The sequence below is a fragment of the Microbacterium aerolatum genome (assembly GCF_007988825.1).
GTDB classification, from domain to species: Bacteria; Actinomycetota; Actinomycetes; order Actinomycetales; family Microbacteriaceae; genus Microbacterium; species Microbacterium aerolatum.
Genome location: NZ_BJUW01000019.1, coordinates 18,718 through 35,589 on the forward strand (window position 1 = coordinate 18,718; position 16,872 = coordinate 35,589).

At 68.5% G+C, this 16,872-nt stretch carries 19 protein-coding genes; 9 read left to right on the top strand and 10 right to left on the bottom strand.

Annotated elements, in window-relative coordinates; translation table 11 throughout:
- Nucleotides 1-50 precede the first annotated feature (50 nt).
- The gene (locus tag MAE01_RS14790) at nt 51-1,046 is read right to left on the bottom strand and encodes a siderophore ABC transporter substrate-binding protein (protein ID WP_147040682.1); all 996 of its coding nucleotides are present in this window, start codon (nt 1,044-1,046) and stop codon (nt 51-53) included.
- An 84-nt stretch (nt 1,047-1,130) separates the two neighbouring features.
- On the opposite strand from MAE01_RS14790, the gene MAE01_RS14795 reads away from it, so the two are divergent.
- Both MAE01_RS14795 and MAE01_RS14800 read left to right on the top strand, forming a co-directional pair.
- The gene (locus tag MAE01_RS14795; protein WP_147040683.1) at nt 1,131-1,895 is read left to right on the top strand and encodes a siderophore-interacting protein; all 765 of its coding nucleotides are present in this window, start codon (nt 1,131-1,133) and stop codon (nt 1,893-1,895) included.
- A 62-nt stretch (nt 1,896-1,957) separates the two neighbouring features.
- Entirely contained in the window at nt 1,958-2,365 is a 408-nt protein-coding gene (locus MAE01_RS14800) for a VOC family protein (protein WP_147040685.1), read from the top strand.
- A 4-nt stretch (nt 2,366-2,369) separates the two neighbouring features.
- Here MAE01_RS14800 and MAE01_RS14805 read toward each other — a convergent pair whose 3' ends face one another.
- The gene (locus tag MAE01_RS14805; protein ID WP_147040687.1) at nt 2,370-3,836 is read right to left on the bottom strand and encodes an MFS transporter; all 1,467 of its coding nucleotides are present in this window, start codon (nt 3,834-3,836) and stop codon (nt 2,370-2,372) included.
- Nucleotides 3,837-3,870: 34 nt separating this feature from the next.
- Nucleotides 3,871-5,205, bottom strand: coding sequence for a M20/M25/M40 family metallo-hydrolase (locus MAE01_RS14810; RefSeq protein ID WP_147040689.1), 1,335 nt, complete (start codon nt 5,203-5,205; stop codon nt 3,871-3,873).
- A gap of 108 nt (nt 5,206-5,313) precedes the next feature.
- Here MAE01_RS14810 and MAE01_RS14815 point away from each other — a divergent pair, with 108 nt between their 5' ends.
- On the top strand, nt 5,314-6,060 hold the full coding sequence (locus MAE01_RS14815; protein ID WP_147040690.1) for an SDR family oxidoreductase: 747 nt from the start codon (nt 5,314-5,316) through the stop codon (nt 6,058-6,060).
- A gap of 45 nt (nt 6,061-6,105) precedes the next feature.
- Nucleotides 6,106-7,113 (top strand): FUSC family protein, encoded by a 1,008-nt coding sequence (locus tag MAE01_RS14820; protein WP_147040692.1) that lies wholly within the window; start codon nt 6,106-6,108, stop codon nt 7,111-7,113.
- A 30-nt stretch (nt 7,114-7,143) separates the two neighbouring features.
- On the opposite strand, the gene MAE01_RS14825 is transcribed toward MAE01_RS14820, so the two are convergent.
- Nucleotides 7,144-8,079 carry a LysR family transcriptional regulator gene (locus tag MAE01_RS14825; RefSeq protein ID WP_147040694.1) on the bottom strand — a complete coding sequence of 312 codons (936 nt, stop codon included), beginning with the start codon at nt 8,077-8,079 and terminating at the stop codon, nt 7,144-7,146.
- 71 nt (nt 8,080-8,150) lie between these two features.
- On the opposite strand from MAE01_RS14825, the gene MAE01_RS14830 reads away from it, so the two are divergent.
- On the top strand, nt 8,151-9,881 hold the full coding sequence (locus MAE01_RS14830; protein ID WP_147040696.1) for an L-aspartate oxidase: 1,731 nt from the start codon (nt 8,151-8,153) through the stop codon (nt 9,879-9,881).
- A 113-nt stretch (nt 9,882-9,994) separates the two neighbouring features.
- Nucleotides 9,995-10,417 carry a VOC family protein gene (locus tag MAE01_RS14835; RefSeq protein ID WP_147040698.1) on the top strand — a complete coding sequence of 141 codons (423 nt, stop codon included), beginning with the start codon at nt 9,995-9,997 and terminating at the stop codon, nt 10,415-10,417.
- A gap of 103 nt (nt 10,418-10,520) precedes the next feature.
- Here the strand turns inward: MAE01_RS14835 and MAE01_RS14840 are convergent, their stop codons facing one another.
- The 6 genes from MAE01_RS14840 to MAE01_RS14865 are packed head-to-tail and all read right to left on the bottom strand — an operon-like array spanning nt 10,521 to nt 14,299.
- Nucleotides 10,521-11,297 carry an alpha/beta fold hydrolase gene (locus MAE01_RS14840; protein ID WP_147040700.1) on the bottom strand — a complete coding sequence of 259 codons (777 nt, stop codon included), beginning with the start codon at nt 11,295-11,297 and terminating at the stop codon, nt 10,521-10,523.
- Nucleotides 11,298-11,336: 39 nt separating this feature from the next.
- Nucleotides 11,337-12,017 (bottom strand): UdgX family uracil-DNA binding protein, encoded by a 681-nt coding sequence (locus MAE01_RS14845; protein ID WP_147040702.1) that lies wholly within the window; start codon nt 12,015-12,017, stop codon nt 11,337-11,339.
- Nucleotides 12,018-12,049: 32 nt separating this feature from the next.
- Complete coding sequence (locus tag MAE01_RS14850) at nt 12,050-12,814, bottom strand: ABC transporter permease (protein ID WP_147040704.1); 765 nt, start codon at nt 12,812-12,814, stop codon at nt 12,050-12,052.
- Nucleotides 12,814-13,572, bottom strand: coding sequence for an ABC transporter ATP-binding protein (locus tag MAE01_RS14855; RefSeq protein WP_147040706.1), 759 nt, complete (start codon nt 13,570-13,572; stop codon nt 12,814-12,816). The genes MAE01_RS14850 and MAE01_RS14855 overlap by 1 nt, the downstream gene beginning before the upstream one ends.
- On the bottom strand, nt 13,572-13,949 hold the full coding sequence (locus tag MAE01_RS14860; protein ID WP_147040708.1) for a DUF1048 domain-containing protein: 378 nt from the start codon (nt 13,947-13,949) through the stop codon (nt 13,572-13,574). Before MAE01_RS14860 ends, MAE01_RS14855 begins: the two co-directional genes overlap by 1 nt.
- 2 nt (nt 13,950-13,951) lie before the next feature.
- On the bottom strand, nt 13,952-14,299 hold the full coding sequence (locus MAE01_RS14865; RefSeq protein ID WP_147040710.1) for a PadR family transcriptional regulator: 348 nt from the start codon (nt 14,297-14,299) through the stop codon (nt 13,952-13,954).
- 237 nt (nt 14,300-14,536) lie between these two features.
- Here MAE01_RS14865 and MAE01_RS14870 point away from each other — a divergent pair, with 237 nt between their 5' ends.
- The 3 genes from MAE01_RS14870 to MAE01_RS14875 all read left to right on the top strand — a co-directional run bounded on the left by MAE01_RS14870 (nt 14,537) and on the right by MAE01_RS14875 (nt 16,686).
- Nucleotides 14,537-15,349, top strand: coding sequence for an aggregation-promoting factor C-terminal-like domain-containing protein (locus tag MAE01_RS14870; protein ID WP_147040712.1), 813 nt, complete (start codon nt 14,537-14,539; stop codon nt 15,347-15,349).
- A gap of 68 nt (nt 15,350-15,417) precedes the next feature.
- Nucleotides 15,418-15,591 (top strand): hypothetical protein, encoded by a 174-nt coding sequence (locus MAE01_RS16055; protein ID WP_186806264.1) that lies wholly within the window; start codon nt 15,418-15,420, stop codon nt 15,589-15,591.
- Between the two features lie 66 nt (nt 15,592-15,657).
- Complete coding sequence (locus tag MAE01_RS14875) at nt 15,658-16,686, top strand: VOC family protein (protein ID WP_147040714.1); 1,029 nt, start codon at nt 15,658-15,660, stop codon at nt 16,684-16,686.
- The last annotated feature ends 186 nt before the right edge of the window (nt 16,687-16,872 follow it).

Sequence of the window (16,872 nt, forward strand, 5' to 3'; positions counted from 1 at the left end):
TTCCGCATGGATGGGGCCGGCCCGTCAGACCAGCCCCATCGCGACCGCTGTCAGCTGCGTGCTTCGAGCGCGTCGGCGAATGCGTTGAGGAACTCGGTGTAGGTCTGGATGCCCTCGTTCGTGTACGTGTCGGCGGGCATGTAGACGATGTTGCCCTCGGAGACGGCGGTGACGCCTGCGAGCGCCTCGGAGTTCTCCAGGATGTCAGCGGCGGGCGAGTAGCTCGGGTCGTCGGCGGCGACCGCGGCGTCACGGTCCATCACGAGGATCCAGTCCGGGTTCGAGTCGGCGATCGCCTCGACGGCGATGTCGTCGCCCTGGTGGTCGTCGGTGGCGTCCGAGACCTCGAGCGCCGGGGTGAGCTCGGCGAAGTCGAACACCGGGCCGAGCGTCCGGCCGACGGTCGGGGCGATGTAGCCGATCTCTCCGCCGGAGGTGGTGACGGCCATCACGGTCTCGCCGTCGTCGTAGGCGTCCTTGACGCGCGCGATCGCCTCGTCCAGAGCATCCGTCAGCTCCTTGGCCTCGTCCTGCTTGCCGAAGATCTCGCCGAGGACGAGCGTCTGCCGCTTGAGCTCCTCGTCGAAGGGCTCGCCGTCGCGCGGGTCGAGCTCGAGGACGAGCGCGTCCGGGGCGTAGGTGGTGAAGTCGTCGTGGTACTGGGCGAAGCGCTGACCATTGATGATGAGGTCGGGCTCGACGGCCACGACGGATTCGAGGTCGGGCTCGCGGTGGCTGCCGAGATCGATGATGGAGTCGTCCTCGGTGTACGAGATGGTGCTCGGCATCAGCGAGACGGCCGCCGCGGTCAGCTCGATGCCCCAGGAGTCGAGGGTCTCGAAGGTGCGGTTGTCGGTCGCGACGACGGAGGTCAGCGGCAGGTCGATCGTGTGGCTGCCGTTGTTGTCCTCGATCGTGACGGAGGTGGCTTCCGCCTCGGACGTGGGCTGCTCGGATTCCGCTGCGGGCGTCGACGCGCAGGACGCGAGCGCCAGTGCGGAGACGAGAACGACGGATGCTGCGGCGAACGGACGACGCGATGACATGAAGGCTCCTCGAGAGTCGGATGATGGTCGAGGTCTTTAGGTTAGGCAACCCTGACCTCGCCCTACGGAGGCTAACCTAACTTCATGGCCAATCCGAAATCGTCCTTCGCGCTGGAGCGCCAGCGACTCGACCTCCAGTTCCGCGCCGTCACGCTCACCGCGCGCGAGCAGCTCGCGCCGAACTACGTGCGGGTGCGGTTGGAGGGCGACGATCTGTTCGGCTTCACTTCGCTCGGCAGCGACGACCACATGCGACTGTTCTTCCCTGATGAGATGCCGGATTCGCTCGAAGAGCTGCGCGCCGCCCCCAGCCGCGAGTACACCCCGCTGGTGTGGGATGAGAACTGGCTCGAGGTCGAGTTCGCCGTCCACGGCGACGAAGGCATCGCAGCCCGCTGGGCGGCGACGGCACCGCTCGGTTCGCAGATCGGCGTGGGCGGACCCCGTGGTTCTGCGGTGATCACCGGGACGCCCGGCTCGTGGTTCCTCGCAGGGGACGAGACGGCGATCCCGGCGATCCGGCGCTTCGCCGCCCTGATCGGCGACCAGCCCGCGCGCATCGTCATCGAAGCGCACGGGTCCGAAGACGAGATCGAGATCGATGCGCCCGTGAAGGTCGAGTGGCTGCACCGCGGCGACGAGCCGGCCGGTTCCGCGCTGATCTCGTTCCTCGAGGGCCTCGGCGAGTCGGATGCCACAGGTTCCGACCCGTTCGTGTTCGTCGCGGCCGAGCAGTCGGTGGTCAAGCCCGGTCGCGCACTCCTCGCGCGCTGGAGCGTCAGCACCGACCAGGCGACGGTGAAGGGTTACTGGAAGCGCGGCGAGGCCGAGTACCACGCCCCGCACTGAGCGCCGGCGCGGGCCGACGACGCCCCTCGACGATCCAGCGGCCATCCGACAGACTGGTCCGCATGCCTGTCTTCGATCATCTCGGAATCACCGTCGACGACCTTCCGCGCGGTATCGCGCAGTTCGATCCCGTGATGGCAGCCCTCGGATTCGCTCGGAGCGACAGCGAGAACAGCGTCGCATGGGACCGCGACGACGAGACTGAGCTGATCCTCTTCCGTGCCCGAGAAGAGGACACCGGCCCGCATGAGCACGGCCGTGTCGGGTGGCAGCACCTCGCGTTCTCTGTCGACTCGAGGGCCGACGTGGACCGTCTGCACTCGATCGCGATGGATGCCGGCTGGACGGCCGTCCGCGAGCCCAAGGAGTATCCGCGATTCTCCGACCGGTACTACGCGTCGTTCGTCGAGGACGACTGCGGCATCCGGATCGAGTTCATGCACAACCCGCCGCGCGCGGCCGCAGGCTGAGCGGTCACATCGTCGCGGGCTGCTGCTCCGCCTCGGCCACCGTCCGGTCGGTGAAGGCCTGCTTCGGCACGAACACGAGCAGCACTGCCGCGGCCAGGGCGGTGACGCCGCACACGATCCAGACGGTGAAGTAGCCCTCCAGCGAGCCGGCGGTGCCTTCCGCTCCCCCGGCCGCAGAAGCGACGCCGTGCAGCAGCGCGATGCCGAACACGCACGAGGCGATCGCGCCGCCGACGGTCTTGACGGAGTTCGTGAGTCCTGTCGCGACGCCGGTCTGCGTCTCCGGAGCAGCGGATGCCGCAGCGGCCGGCAGCGCGGCGACGAGCGCCCCGGAGCCGATGCCGACGATCACCATGTTCGTGATCACCTGAAGGTACGCGTCGTGGAACGGCAGGAAGAGCAGGTACCCGACGGCGACGAATCCGGATGCGCCGATCAGGGTGATCCGCGGCGTCAGCACTCGCGCGATGACAGGGAACAGCAGCGCGCCCACGATCATGCCGATCAGGTAGATGCCGATGATGAGCGAGGTCGCAAAGCCGGTCGTGCCGAGCCCGTACCCGTAAACCTCCGGGTCGGTGCGCGAGAAGGTCGACAGCGGTGCCTGAGCGCCGAGCACGCTGACACCGAACAGCCCGGCGGTGAGGAACACCGGACCGAGCGCCGGCGAGCGGAACATACGCACGTCGATCAGCGGGTCGTCGTGGCGGAGCTCCCAGAGCACGAACGGCACGATCAGCAGCAGGCCGAGCGCGACAACGACCCACGACCACGGGTTGACCAGTCCGCCATCGAGGCGCAGCAGGCTGAGCCCGCCGGTGAAGCAGATCAGCGCCAGCGAGATCAGCACGAGCCCCACGGTGTCGAGCACACCGCCGGTCTGATCCGGCGACTCCTTCACCCCGAACAGGATGACGAAGAAGCACACCACGACCAGTAGGGCGGGGATCAGCAGCACGATCGTCAGCGGCAGCACGTCGATCAGTGCGCCGCCGACCAGCGCGCCGAGGATGGCGCCGGTCTCGAGAGCCGCGACGAGCAGGCCGGCAGCCCGGGCGGTGATCACGGAACGCCCCTCCATCCGCCGCGAACGCGACCAGATGAGGGCGATCTCCAGCGGCAGCCACACGACGTAGAAGCCCATCAGCGTCCACGCCACCAGGAACACCCAGAACGAATCCGTGAACGGCAGGGCGAGCGCGGCCGCTGCGGTGAGCGCCGTCGAGATCAGCAGCATCCGCTTGTGCCCGATCATGTCGCCCAGCTTCGCGAACGCCGGCACGACGAGGGCCGACAGCATCAGCTGGGTGCCCTCGAGCCAGTTCACGTCGGCGTCGTGGATCTGCAGGTGCCGCGCGATGTCCGAGAGCATCGGCGTGTAGTACCCCTGGAGCACACCACTGGTGAACTCGACGAAGGCGAGGAATCCGACGACGGCGGCGAGCGCCCCGAGGGTCGCGGTACGGGGCATCATTGCTCCATTCGGGTATGGAAATGTCGGGACGTCAGGTCAGGTGCTCGAGCAGCGCCCGATGGAACTTCTCACCCCGCTCGAGCGTAGCGATCTCGACGCTTTCATCGACGCCATGGATGGCGGCGCGTTGCGCGTTCGACATCTCCAACGGCGCGAACCGGTACACGGCAGGCGAGAACCGGTGGAAGTGGCGCGAATCCGTCGCGGCCATCATCACGTACGGCACCGGCCGGACCCCGGGAAACGCCTCTTCCAGCGCGCGACCGAGCAGCGCGAACTGCGCATTGTCGGTGGGCGACTCGGGTGAGGGCTCGCTGCCCTCCAGCACGTCGATCGACACCAGCGGATCGCGGATGCGGCGTCGCACCCGCGCGACGGCATCCTCGACCGTCTCACCCAGAGCGATGCGCAGGTTGACGGTGGCGGACGCCTGCGAGGGGATGACGTTCGCCGCCGTTCCTCCGGACTGCATGGTGGGCGCGAGCGTGGTCCGCACCATCGCCGCCGGTTCTCCCCCGAGCGCCGCGAAGACTCGAGCAGTGAGCGGCGGCGCGGCCGCGAGGACCTTCAGCAGCAGCCGCGAGGGGCCCGTCGCCTGCTCGGAGAACTGCGACAGCATCCGCGAGATGGCCTTCGGCGTGCGCAGCCGGAACGTCCCTGGGTCAAGGCGATTCACCGCTCGCGCGATGCGACGCACCGCGGTGAGGGTGGGCGGTGCCGATGCGTGGCCGCCGTCGCCGCGCGCGCTGAGCTTCAGCGTCAGCACGCCCTTCTCGCCGACGCCGATCATCGCAGCCCGCCCCTGCACGAACGAGAGCGGAGCGTCGACGACGGCACCGCCCTCGTCGACGACGAGCCACGGCACGATTCCCCGTTCCTGGAGCACTCGCGCGATCTCGACCGCGGCGGCGCCGAATGTCTCCTCGTTGCCGCCGAACGACAGATACACGTCGCGGGCGGGGGTGAATCCGGCCGCGAGCAGGTTCTCGACGGCCTCGAGAACGACGATGAGCGGACCCTTGTCGTCGAGTGCGCCGCGGCCGTACACGCGTCCGTCGGCGATCGTGCCGGAGAACGGCGGGTGCGTCCAGGGGTCGGACTCGTCGACCGGCACGACGTCGTAGTGCGCCATGAGGACCAGCGGCGCGGCATCCGAGGAGCCCTTCCAGCGGAACAGGAGCCCGAAGTCAGTGTGCCGCTCGAGCTCGAGCTGCTGATGGGTGAGCGGATAGAGCTCGGCGATGAGTGCCGTGAAGTTATCGAACGGCTGCATCCCGCGCTCTTCGAGCTCGGCGGAGACCGTCGGCAGCTGGATCATGCGGGAGAGCCGATCGGCGATACCGGGGCGTGCGACGACTGCGTCCATCGCCTCATGCTAACTCGCGCGCGGACCGCTGCCGGACCGCGGTGAACTGTGGCCGCCGCGCCCGCTCATGCACGACACTGAGAGTCGACAGCGAGAAGGGGAACACCGATGAAGATCGCCATCGCAGGAGGAACAGGTGTGGTCGGGACGCCGACCGCCGAGGCCGTCAGCCGTGCGGGACACGAGGCGGTGATCCTGACGCGATCGCGCGGTGTGGATCTCGTCACGGGCGCAGGCCTGGATGCCGCGCTCGAGGGCGTCGACGCGGTGATCGACACCGCGAACATCACCACCCTGAGCGCAGACGCCGCGACCGAGTTCTTCACGACGGCGACCGGGAACCTCGTCGGCGCCGCCGAGCGCGCAGGGGTGCGGCATGTCGTGCTGCTGTCGATCGTCGGGATCGACCGGATCCCGGTCGATTACTACGCAGGGAAGGTCGCGCAGGAGAAGGTGATGGAGGCGTCGCCGGTGCCGTGGACGATCCAGCGGGCGACGCAGTTCCATGAGTTCGCGGCGCAGATGTTCGCGCGGGCGAAGGCCGGCCCCCTGCACCTGGCGCCGCGCGCCCGCACCCAGCCGGTCGCTGCGGCCGAGGTGGGCGAGCGACTCGTCGCACTGGCCGCGTCGGAGCCGCAGGGGCGCGCCAACGACTTCGCCGGCCCGCGCGAGGAGGCGCTGGATGCCATGATCAAGACCTACGCGAAGGCGATCGGCTACCGCGGCTGGGTGCCGTCGATCAGTCTCCCGACCGCGCAGATGAAGGGCATGCGCGCGGGACTCGCGCTGCCCGACCCCGAGGCGGATCACGGTCACCAGACGTTCGCGGAGTGGGTGGCGACGCAACACCGCTGACGATTCTGCGAGAGCCCCTGATGGATTCCGCGAGAGAATGGATCAGTGAGTCTTTTCGCATTCGCCCCGTCCCGTGGTCCGCGGTGGCAGCTGGGGGTGCAGGCGGCGATCGGCATGACCGTGCCGATCACGGTGATGACTCTGTTGGGCTTCCCCATCCTGGGGTACATCGCCGCATCCGGCGCGTTCACCGTGCTGTTCGCCGGCGCCGCTCCGGTCGTGGAACGCGCCCGCGTACTGCCCTTCGTCGCGGCGGGACTCATCGCGAGTGCGACGCTGGGTGCGCTGGCCGGGGCGAATCTCGGGCTGGTCAGCATCGGCATCGTCCTGATCGCACTCGCGTCCGCCGGTCTCTCGTTCGGGTTCAAGCTCGGACCGCCCGGGCCGATCTTCTTCGTGCTCGCGTTCGGGCTGTCGGCGCAGATCCTCGGTCATGCCGCGATCGCCCCGCTGCTCTACATCGCCGCGTTCGCCTGCGGCTGCGCCTTCTCGTACGTCGTCGCGCTGTCGCCGTTGCTGATCCGCCGCGTGCGATCGCATCGGCCGCGTCCGCTGGGCGAGCTGTTCCCCGGGCCTGCATTCGATGCACCCTCGCGCTTGCTGCTGGTGCGCGTCGCGATCGTCGCGGTGATCGGCGTGCTCGTCGGACTCTTCGTCGACCCCGGCCGCAGCTACTGGATCGTCGGCGCCGCTGTCGCAGTGATCGGTGTCGCGGCCGACCGTCGAGCCGCGTTCCAGCGCGGACTGCACCGGATGGTGGGCACCATCGTCGGCGTCGGCGTCTATGCGCTGCTGACGCTGCTGCATCCGCAGGGGCTGTGGATCGCGCTGATCCTCGGCATCATGCAGTTCTCGGTCGAGCTCGTCGTGGTGCGCCACTATGCGCTCGCGCTGACGATCATCACACCGCTCGTCCTGCTGCTGACGGGAGCCGCGACCGGGCAGATCGGGTCGATGGACGTCGCGCTGGAGCGGGTGATCGACACCATCGTCGGCGCCGCCCTGGGCGCGGCATCCGGCGTCCTGCATCCCCGCAGCGACGCGGGACGATAGACCGACAAGGCCGGCCCGCGGGGGTCGCGCCTAGGACGTGGCGATGCCCACGGTGTCGGGCACCCGGTCGACGAGTTCCGCAGCGGTCGCGACGATCACCTCGCGCATCGCCGCGGCCGCGCGGGTGGGGTTGACGTCAGAGCGATGCGCGAGCCCGATCGTGCGGGCCAAGCGCGGCTCCACCAGTCGCACCGATTGGAGCCCCGGCCGATCGAGCAGCACCATCGCCGGCACGACCGCGACGCCGAGCCCGCGCTCCACGAATCGCAGCACGGCGTCCATCTCCGCCCCTTCCACGACCGGGGTCGGCGCAAGTCCCGCGGCTCGGAAGGCGGCATCCGTCGTGGCGCGAAGGTCATAGCTCTCCGCGAAGAAGACGAGCGGCAGACGAGCGAGTTCCGTCACATCGATGCCGACGCCCGCGGTCAGCGGCGGGTGCGCGGCCGACGCGACCACCACGAGATCCTCGATCAGCAGCGGAGTGCGCACCAGCGCGGAGTTCGTCACCGGCAGCTGGTCGGAGAGCGTGATCAGGGCCATGTCGAGCATCCCGCCCGCGAGTTGTTCGACGAGCACGTTGGAGCCGGCCTCGGTCAGCAGCAGCTCGACGCCGGGGTGCGCCTCGTGAAAGTCGGCCATGGCCTCGGCGACCAGGCTGATGCACAGCGTCGGGCTCGCCCCCAGGCGCACCTGCCCGCGCTGGAGTCCGGCGAGCTCCGCCATCTCGGAGCGGATCGCGTCGGCATCCGTCAGCATGCGACGCGCGCGCGGCAGCAGCGTCTCCCCGGCGGGAGTCAGCGAGATGTTGCCCCTGGCGCGGTGGAACAGCTCGGCGCCGAGCTCCTGCTCGAGGGTCGAGATCTGGCGACTCAGCGATGGCTGGGCGAGATGCAGCTTCTCGGACGCACGGGTGAAGTGCCCGAGTTCAGCCACCGCGACGAATCCTTTGAGCTGTTCCAGATTCATAGTTCCAGCGTATCGTCACGACGCCAACAATGCATTGGAGTTATCGTCGCCGGGTTCTTAGCGTGGAGATCATGCCTACTCGCGAACGACAGATCTCCACCACCGTCCTCGTCATCGGCACCGGCGGGTCGGGTCTGCGCGCCGCCATCGAGGTGGCGGAGCACGGCGTCGACGTCCTCGCCGTCGGCAAACGCCCCCGGAACGACGCGCACACGTCGCTCGCCGCCGGCGGCATCAACGCCGCGCTCGGCACGATGGATGCCGATGACACCTGGCAGCAGCACGCCGCCGACACGATCAAGGAGAGCTACTTCCTCGCCAACCCACACACGGTGGAGATCGTCACCCAGGGTGCGGAACGCGGCATCCGCGACCTGGAGCGCTGGGGCATGGACTTCGCGCGAGAGGACGACGGCCGCATCTCGCAGCGATTCTTCGGCGCGCACACGTTCCGCCGCACGGCGTTCGCCGGCGACTACACCGGGCTCGAGATCCAGCGCACCCTCGTCCGCCGAGCCGAGCAACTGAACGTGCCGATCCTCGACGGCGTCTACATCACCCGCCTGCTCGAGAAGGACAACGTCGTCTTCGGCGCCTACGGCTTCGATCAGGCCGACGGCACGCGCTACCTCATCCACGCGGATGCCGTGATCCTCGCCGCCGGCGGACACAACCGCATCTGGCGTCGCACCTCGTCGCGGCGCGACGAGAACACCGGCGACTCCTTCCGCCTCGCGGTCGAGGCCGGGGCACGGCTGCGCGACCCCGAGCTCGTGCAGTTCCACCCGTCCGGGATCATCGAGCCGGAGAACGCGGCGGGAACGCTCATCTCGGAGGCCGCGCGCGGTGAGGGCGGCATCCTGCGGAACGCGCTCGGCGAGCGCTTCATGGCGAAGTACGACCCGGAGCGGATGGAGCTGTCCACCCGCGACCGCGTCGCGCTGGCGGCCTACACGGAGATCGCCGAGGGCCGCGGAACCGAGAACGGCGGCGTCTGGCTCGACGTGTCGCACCTGCCGCGCGAGACGATCATGACCCGGTTGCCGCGCGTCTACCAGACCATGATGGAGCTGCAGATGCTCGACATCACCACCGACCCGATCGAGATAGCCCCGACCGCGCACTACTCGATGGGCGGCGTATGGGTGCGTCCGGACGATCACGGCACCGACGTCGGAGGGCTCTATGCGATCGGCGAGGCGTCCAGCGGACTGCACGGCGCGAACCGCCTCGGCGGTAACTCGCTGATCGAGCTGCTCGTGTACGGCCGCATCGTCGGGCAGGCCGCGATGGCGCACGCCGCGGGCCTCGAGGCGCAGAACCGATCCTCGGAGGCTGTGGCCGCTGCGCGCGCCGAGATCGACGAGCTGCTGGCCGCCGACGGACGGGAGAACGTCCGGGCGCTCCAGCGCGCGATCCGCAACACGATGACCGAGCACGCCGGCGTCGTGCGCTCCGAGGAGGGGCTGCGTACCGGGCTCGCCGAGCTCGAGACGATCGAGGGGCGGATGGCGGATGTCGGCATCCACCCGGACATCGCCGGATTCCAGGACCTCGCCCACGCGTTCGATCTGAAAGCCTCTGCGCTCGCGGCCCGGGCGACCCTCGAGGCCGCGCTCGAGCGGCGCGAGACCCGTGGATGCCACAACCGCAGCGACTTCCCGGACGAGGATCCGGCGCTGCAGGTGAACCTCGTGTGGTCGCCGACCGCGGGAGTGACCCGCGAGGAGATCCCGCCGATTCCGTCGGAGATTCTGGGTCTCATCCGCGACGTCTCCATCGAGGGCAAGCTCGTGGAGTAGCTCCTCCCTCGACCGAACCCATCCGGCATCGCCGAATCACGGGCACCCCATTGAGGATCGCGGCTTCGGAGCGCACACTGATTGCATTCGAGCAGCTCGACGAAGGAGTCACCGTGGCGAATCTCAACCCTTACCTGTCCTTCAGCGACTCCGCCCGCGAAGCGATGGAGTTCTACCAGAGTGTGCTCGGCGGAGATCTCGCCGTCAGCACGTTCGGCGAGATGCCCGACAGCGGCGTCGCCGAAGGCGAAGACGATCTCGTGATGCATGCGCAGCTGAACGCCCCGGGCGGGCTGGTGCTGATGGCATCCGACACCCCCACCGGCATGGAGTACGAGAAGCCGCAGGGAATCTCCGTCTCGCTCAGCGGCGGCTCGGTCGACACCGACTATCTGCACCGCGCATGGGAGGGACTGGTCGACGGCGGCACGGCCGTGATGCCGCTCGGTGAAGCGCCGTGGGGCGGCGAGTTCGGCATGCTCGTCGACCGCTTCGGCATCTCATGGATGGTCGCGATCGAGGACTCGTTCGCCTGAGCGCCGCGGCCCGGCCCGCCCGGCGCCCCGAGCAGCGATGCGGTATGAGTTCGGTCGGTCAAGGACGCTCAGAACTGGCTGAACTCATCCAGCATGCACGGGGCTACGCATCCATCCGCGCGAGCCAGTCGGTGACGAGGGCCTCGACCAGTGCGGGGCGTTCCAGGTGCACGTTGTGCCCGCCGGCATCCAGCACCGCGAAAGTGCCGCGCGTGTAGTGCGCGCGAAGCGCGAGCCCGTCCTCGAACCCGGTGACCTGATCCTGCCTGCCGAACACGTGCAGCGACGGCAGGTCGAACGGCTCCGGATGCTCCGCCTCGGGCTCGCGGTCGAGGGCGTAGTCCGATGCGATCCGTGCCATCAGATCCTCGTCCGCGGCACGGGCGGCCGGCGCGATGAGTTCCGCGTACGCGCGGGCAGAAGCAGCGGACTGCACGACGGCGATCTCCGCGTAGTCTGCGGCGGCGACTCCGGCAGCACGGCGGGCCTCTTCGTCCTCGCGCAGGATGAGACGCTCGGGAAGCGTGCGGTCGGCGGTGTACGGGACGAATGCGCCGACGAGGGTGGCGAGGCCGAGCATCTGGTCGCGCATCTCGTGCGCGACATGGCGGGCCAGCATCCCGCCGAACGAGTTGCCGAGAATCGCGAATGGCTCTTCTCCGAAGTGCCCTCGAAGCTCGGCGACCAATGCGTCGGCGATCTTCTGCGTGCTGTCCGGTGCACCCTCGGCGACCGGCGGAACCCACGGAAGGTCGACGTAGACCCGGCGCCATCCGGCGGCATCGACAGCCGCATCGAGCGGGGTCACGACCCGATGGTCGACGCCGAATCCATGGACCAGGACGAGCGCGCGACCCGAGCCGTTCTCCTGAGCGATCATCCGCTCACGCTATCGCGAGCATCGCTAAGCGGGCACCGGTCAGCGGGCGATCAGGTCGGCGGCGAGGCGGAGATCCTCCACCAGCGCGTTGAAGGCGCTCTCCCGGTCTGCCGAGTCGCGGACGCGCAGGATGCTCGACGGGTGCGCGGTGACGACCACCGGCGACGCGAATCCGGCCGGAGGTTCGAGCACCCGTCCCCGCACCTCGCCGATCTTGACGGTCCGCCCCAGCACCGATCTTGCTGCGGTCGCGCCGAGGGCGACGAGGACCTCGGGCGTGACCGCCGCCACCTCTGCCTCGAGCCAGGGATGACAGGCGACGATGTGGCCGACGGCGGGCTTGTCGTGGATGCGTCGTTTGCCCCGGCGCTCGAAGCGGAAGTGCTTGACGGCGTTGGTCATGTACACGTCGTCCTCGGCGAGATCCGCCGCGGTGATCGCTTCGACGAGGATCTGCCCGGCGGGACCGATGAACGGCTCGCCTTCGAGATCCTCGCGGTCTCCCGGCTGCTCGCCGACGAGCATGATCGCAGCTCCCGCCGGTCCGCGCGAGAAGACGACCTGGGTCGCATCCCGCCACAGCTCGCACCCGCGGCAGTCTTCGGCCGCGCGGCGGAGGTCGTCGACCGCCGCGTGGGGCGGCACCCACTGATCGGCTCCCGGTTGCTCGGCCGTCTTCGACATGTTCGGAGGATAGACCGATGCCCCCTGACCCGCCATGGCCCTTGCGGCCGGGAGTCAGGGGGCTTCGGTCAGCGGAGCTTGCGGCGGTAGACCGCGACGGCGACGCCGTAGCTGACGACGAGGACGCCGACGAGCCACGCGAGCGCGACCCAGATGTCGTCGCCGACCGGGTGACCGGCGAACAGCGCCCGGATGGTGTTCACGATCGACGTCACCGGCTGATGCTCGGCGAACCAGGCGACCGGCCCCGGCATCGACTCGGTGGGCACGAACGCCGAGCTGATGAACGGCAGGAAGATGAGCGGGTAGCTGAACGCGCTCGCGCCGTCGACCGTCTTCGCCGACAGCCCGGCGATCACCGCGAGCCAGGTCAGTGCGAGCGTGAACAGCAGCAGAATGCCGATGACGCCGAGCCAGGCGCCGAACGACGCACCGGTGCGGAACCCCATGGCGAAGGCGACCGCGATGACGATCGCGACCGAGAGGATGTTCGCCACGGCCGAGGTGAGCACGTGGGCCCACAGCACGCTGGAGCGGGCGATCGGCATGGACTGGAAGCGCTCGAAGATCCCGCCCTGCATGTCGAGGAACAGCCGGTAGGCCGTGTACGAGATGCCGGAGGCGATCGTGATGAGCAGGATGCCGGGCAGCATGTAGTCGATGTAGGAGCCGTCGCCGCCGGTGTCGATCGCACCGCCGAAGACCCACACGAACAGCATGAGGAGCGCGATCGGCGTGATCGCCGTGGTGATGATGGTGTCGGGACTACGCAGGATGTGACGCAGCGAGCGCCCGGTGAGAACACGGGTGTCGCTGAGGACGTGACTGGTCATCAGTTGTCCTTTCCGCTTTCGGTGGGGCCGACGAGGGCGAGGAAGACGTCCTCGAGACTCGGCTGCTTTTCGACGTACTCGACCTGGGCAGCAGGCAGCAGCCGCTTGAGTTCGGCGAGGGTGCCGTTCTGGATGATCGTCCCCTCGTGCAGGATCGCGATGCGGTCGGCGAGCTGCTCGGCCTCGTCGAGGTACTGGGTGGTGAGCAGCACGGTGGTGCCGGCATCCGCCAGTTCTCGCACGGTCTGCCATACCTCGATGCGGGACTGCGGATCCAGACCCGTGGTCGGCTCATCGAGGAAGATGATCGGAGGCCTGCCGACCAGGCTCATCGCGATGTCGAGCCGGCGGCGCATGCCGCCGGAGTAGGTGCCGGCGCGGCGATTGCCGGCATCCGTCAGCGAGAAGCGTGCGAGCATGTCGTCCGCGATCGCGCCCGGGTCGTCGAGGTGGCGCAGCCGGGCGACGAGAATCAGGTTCTCGCGGCCCGTGAGCACCTCGTCCACGGCGGCGAACTGGCCCGTGAGGCTGATCGACTCGCGCACGTCGCCAGGCGCGTCCGCCACGTCGTGCCCGTTGACGATCGCCGTCCCGGCATCTGCCTTCAGGAGCGTCGACAGGATGCGGATGAGGGTCGTCTTGCCGGCGCCGTTCGAGCCGAGCAGGGCGACGATCGACCCGGCATCCACCTCGAGATCGACGCCCCGCAGCACCGGGAGATCCTTGAAGGACTTGGTGATGCCGTGCGCGTGGATCATTATCGCTCAGCCTCCGGTTCTTGTTCGACGGCAGCGTCGATCGCGTCGGCGAGGCGCTTGCGCTCCTTGTCGACCCAGTGCCTGCCGGCGTACGCCTGGGCGAAGGTGTCGGCGAACTCGGAGGGGTTCTCTCCCACGATGTCGCGCACCGGAGTGCGATCGGCTGCAGCCTGCTCCCAGAGGTCGGCGAAGTCGTCGAACATCGTGATCATGGTGTCGCCGTCGACGATCCCGCCGGAGACCATCAGGTACCGGTGCAGCGCCATGGCGGTGCTGCGATAGGGCGCGGGCAGGGCGTCGATGCGCGCCATGCTCTGCTTGTACTGCTTCTTCTGCTCGAGCGATCCTGTGAGCGCTTCGAACCACTTCGCGGCCATGTTCATTCTCCTTCGTTGCTGTGCGACTCGTTGCGGTGGAGGTGTTCGATGCGCTCGGCGAGGAAGCTCCACGTCTTCCAGAACTCGCCGAGTTGTGTGCGGCCCTGCCGGTTGAGCGAGTACACCTTGCGCGGCGGACCCTTCTCGGAAGGAACCTTCTTGACGTCCACGAACCCGCGCTGCTCGATGCGGACGAGCAGGGCGTAGACGGTGCCCTCGACGAGGTCGGTGAAGCCCTCGTCGCGCAGCCGCGACGTGATCTCGTAGCCGTACGCCGGACGATCGGCGAGGATCGCGAGGACGATCCCCTCGAGCGTGCCCTTGAGCATCTCGGTCATCTGACTGGCCATCGATCTCTCCTTCTACTCAGTGACGTTGAGTACCGGTACAAAGTAACACTGAGTACCGGTACTTGGCAACACCAAGTACCAACTTTCTCGGCAGGTTCGCTCACACCGGGCATTCAGGGCGCACGGAGGTTCCATCCAGAGACCGTGATGCAGAATCGTTACCTTGTGCGCTCGGCCCGAGGGCGCACGCGCCGCCCCGAAGCGGCTCAGCTACGTCAAAGGATCGTTACGTTCGTCATGCCCGAAACTCAGACTGTCGCCCCTGCCCGCCGCCGCGTCATCGCGCTCACCCTCGTCGCCGGAGCCGCCCTCGGCCTGCTCACCACAGCCGGACTCACCACAGCCGCACCCGCCGCCGCCGACATCTCCGGACGCGCCGCCGTCATCGACCGCGGCGAGCTCCGCACCGAGATGGCGGATGCGACGGCCGCACTCGAGGCGGCCCGCACCGCGCTCACGAACGCCGCCACCACCGTCACCGAAGCGGAGGCCTCGGGCCTCGACCTGGGCGAAGAGGGCACAGCCATCGACAGCACCGCGCTGCTCGGTGCGATCGACGCCCTCGCGGACGACGAGGTCACCTCACTGGTGCGACCCGACCTGACCGCCGACGCGGTGAGCCAGACCGAGACCATCACCGAGCAGACCGCTTCGCTGCGCGAGCGCCTGGATGCCGCGGTGGAGAAGAAGAAGGCCGAAGAGGCTGCCGCGGCACGCATCGCCGCCATCGCAGCGGCGAACACCCCGAACGGTGCCCGCGACGTCGCAGCGAGCATCGCCGCCGAGAAGTACGGCTGGGGCGCCGATCAGTTCTCCTGCCTGAACTCGCTGTGGCAGAAGGAGTCGGGCTGGAACTATCAGGCCTACAACCAGAACGGCGGGGCGACCGGCATCCCGCAGGCCCTCCCGGGCAACAAGATGGCCACCTTCGGCTCGGACTGGGCGACCAACGCCAGCACGCAGATCCGCTGGGGACTGGACTACATCTCGCGCGCATACGGCACGCCGTGCTCGGCGTGGGGCCACTCGCAGTCCGTCAACTGGTACTGAGCAGCGTCACGAAGAGCCGTTCCGGCGCGTGATTGCGCGGAGTATGGTGGCGCCAGGAGGTGGTGCACATGCGACCGAACATGGGCGATCACATCATGCCCCACCACGTCCCGCAAGCGGGCGAGCCGAGCTTGCCGGAACTCGAGGAGGACGAGACCATCGCGCCGCGTCCTGAGGAGGAGATCGCCGACCTGTTGCGTGCGAAACCTGATCTCGAAGACCACAGTCGCCGTCGAGGATGAGGTCGGGAACAGCACCAATTTAGTTTCCGCGGGAACAATATTCTTTCGGATGCTGTTTCCCGAGATGTGACTTCACGGACTGCCCGCCTCCCGCTCTCGTCGACCGCCCGCTGGATCATCGGCCTGAGCGCCGCAATCGTCGTCGCCGGCGTCATCGTCGTCTGGTGGGCGATCGTCGCCCAGAATGGCGCAGCGCAGGATGCCGCGGCATCCGATTCGCCTGCGGAGACCACCGAGCCTGCGACGACCGGGGCACCGACGCCGTCGGGCGTGCTGCCTGCCGAGACCGAGATGGGCGTCGTCACGATCGCGGCGCGCGACCTCGACACGATGACCCGGTACTACCGCGACATCGTCGGGCTGACGGTCCTCGAGGAGTCCGACGAGGCTGCCGTGCTCGGTGTCGACGGGCCACTGATCCGCCTGGAGAGCACGGATGCCGGCGCCGACGATCCGCGCAGCGCCGGGCTCTATCACTCGGCGATCCTGTTCGACGATGCGCCGTCACTGGCGCGCACCCTGGTGAACATCGCCCAGCTCGCGCCCGAGTCGTACCAGGGCAGCGCCGACCACGCCGTGAGCCTGGCGTTCTACGCGGTCGATCCCGAAGGCAACGGCGTCGAGCTGTACGTCGATCGGCCTCGCGAGGAGTGGGTCTGGGAGGACGGCAAAGTCGTGATGGGCAGCGCGATGCTCGATCCGAACCAGTTCATCGACGAGAACCTGGACGGCGACGCATCCGGCACCGCGACCATGGGTCACGTGCACCTGCGGGTCGGCGACCTCGACACTGCCCGTGCCTTCTACTCCGACGTGCTCGGGTTCGACGTCACGGCCGAGGCTGACGGCGCGCTCTTCTACTCGGCCGGCGGCTACCACCATCACCTCGCCACGAACACCTGGCAGAGCGCGGGGGCGGGAGCGCGAGACGAGAGCGCGGGGCTGCGCGGGATCACGGTCGCGGTGCCGGCGGCATCCGATCTCGACGCGCTTGTCGTCAGGCTGACGGATGCCGGCATCGAGCACTCCGCCGCCGAGGGCAGCGTCGTCACCGCCGACCCATGGGGGAACGCGGTGCGGTTCGTACTGGGTTGACGGGGCCTCGCGAAGATCGGTCGCCTGATCGGATGTGCAAACTTTTCGTTACCTGACCGTTGCATTCGTTACCTCGCCGTTATACAGTTATCGCACGGTGAATGTTTGCTGTGGCATCCACCGCATGTGATTGCAGGACACTCTTGGTGCAAGGGACAAGGGCCGGTCGGAAGCCTCTCCGACCGG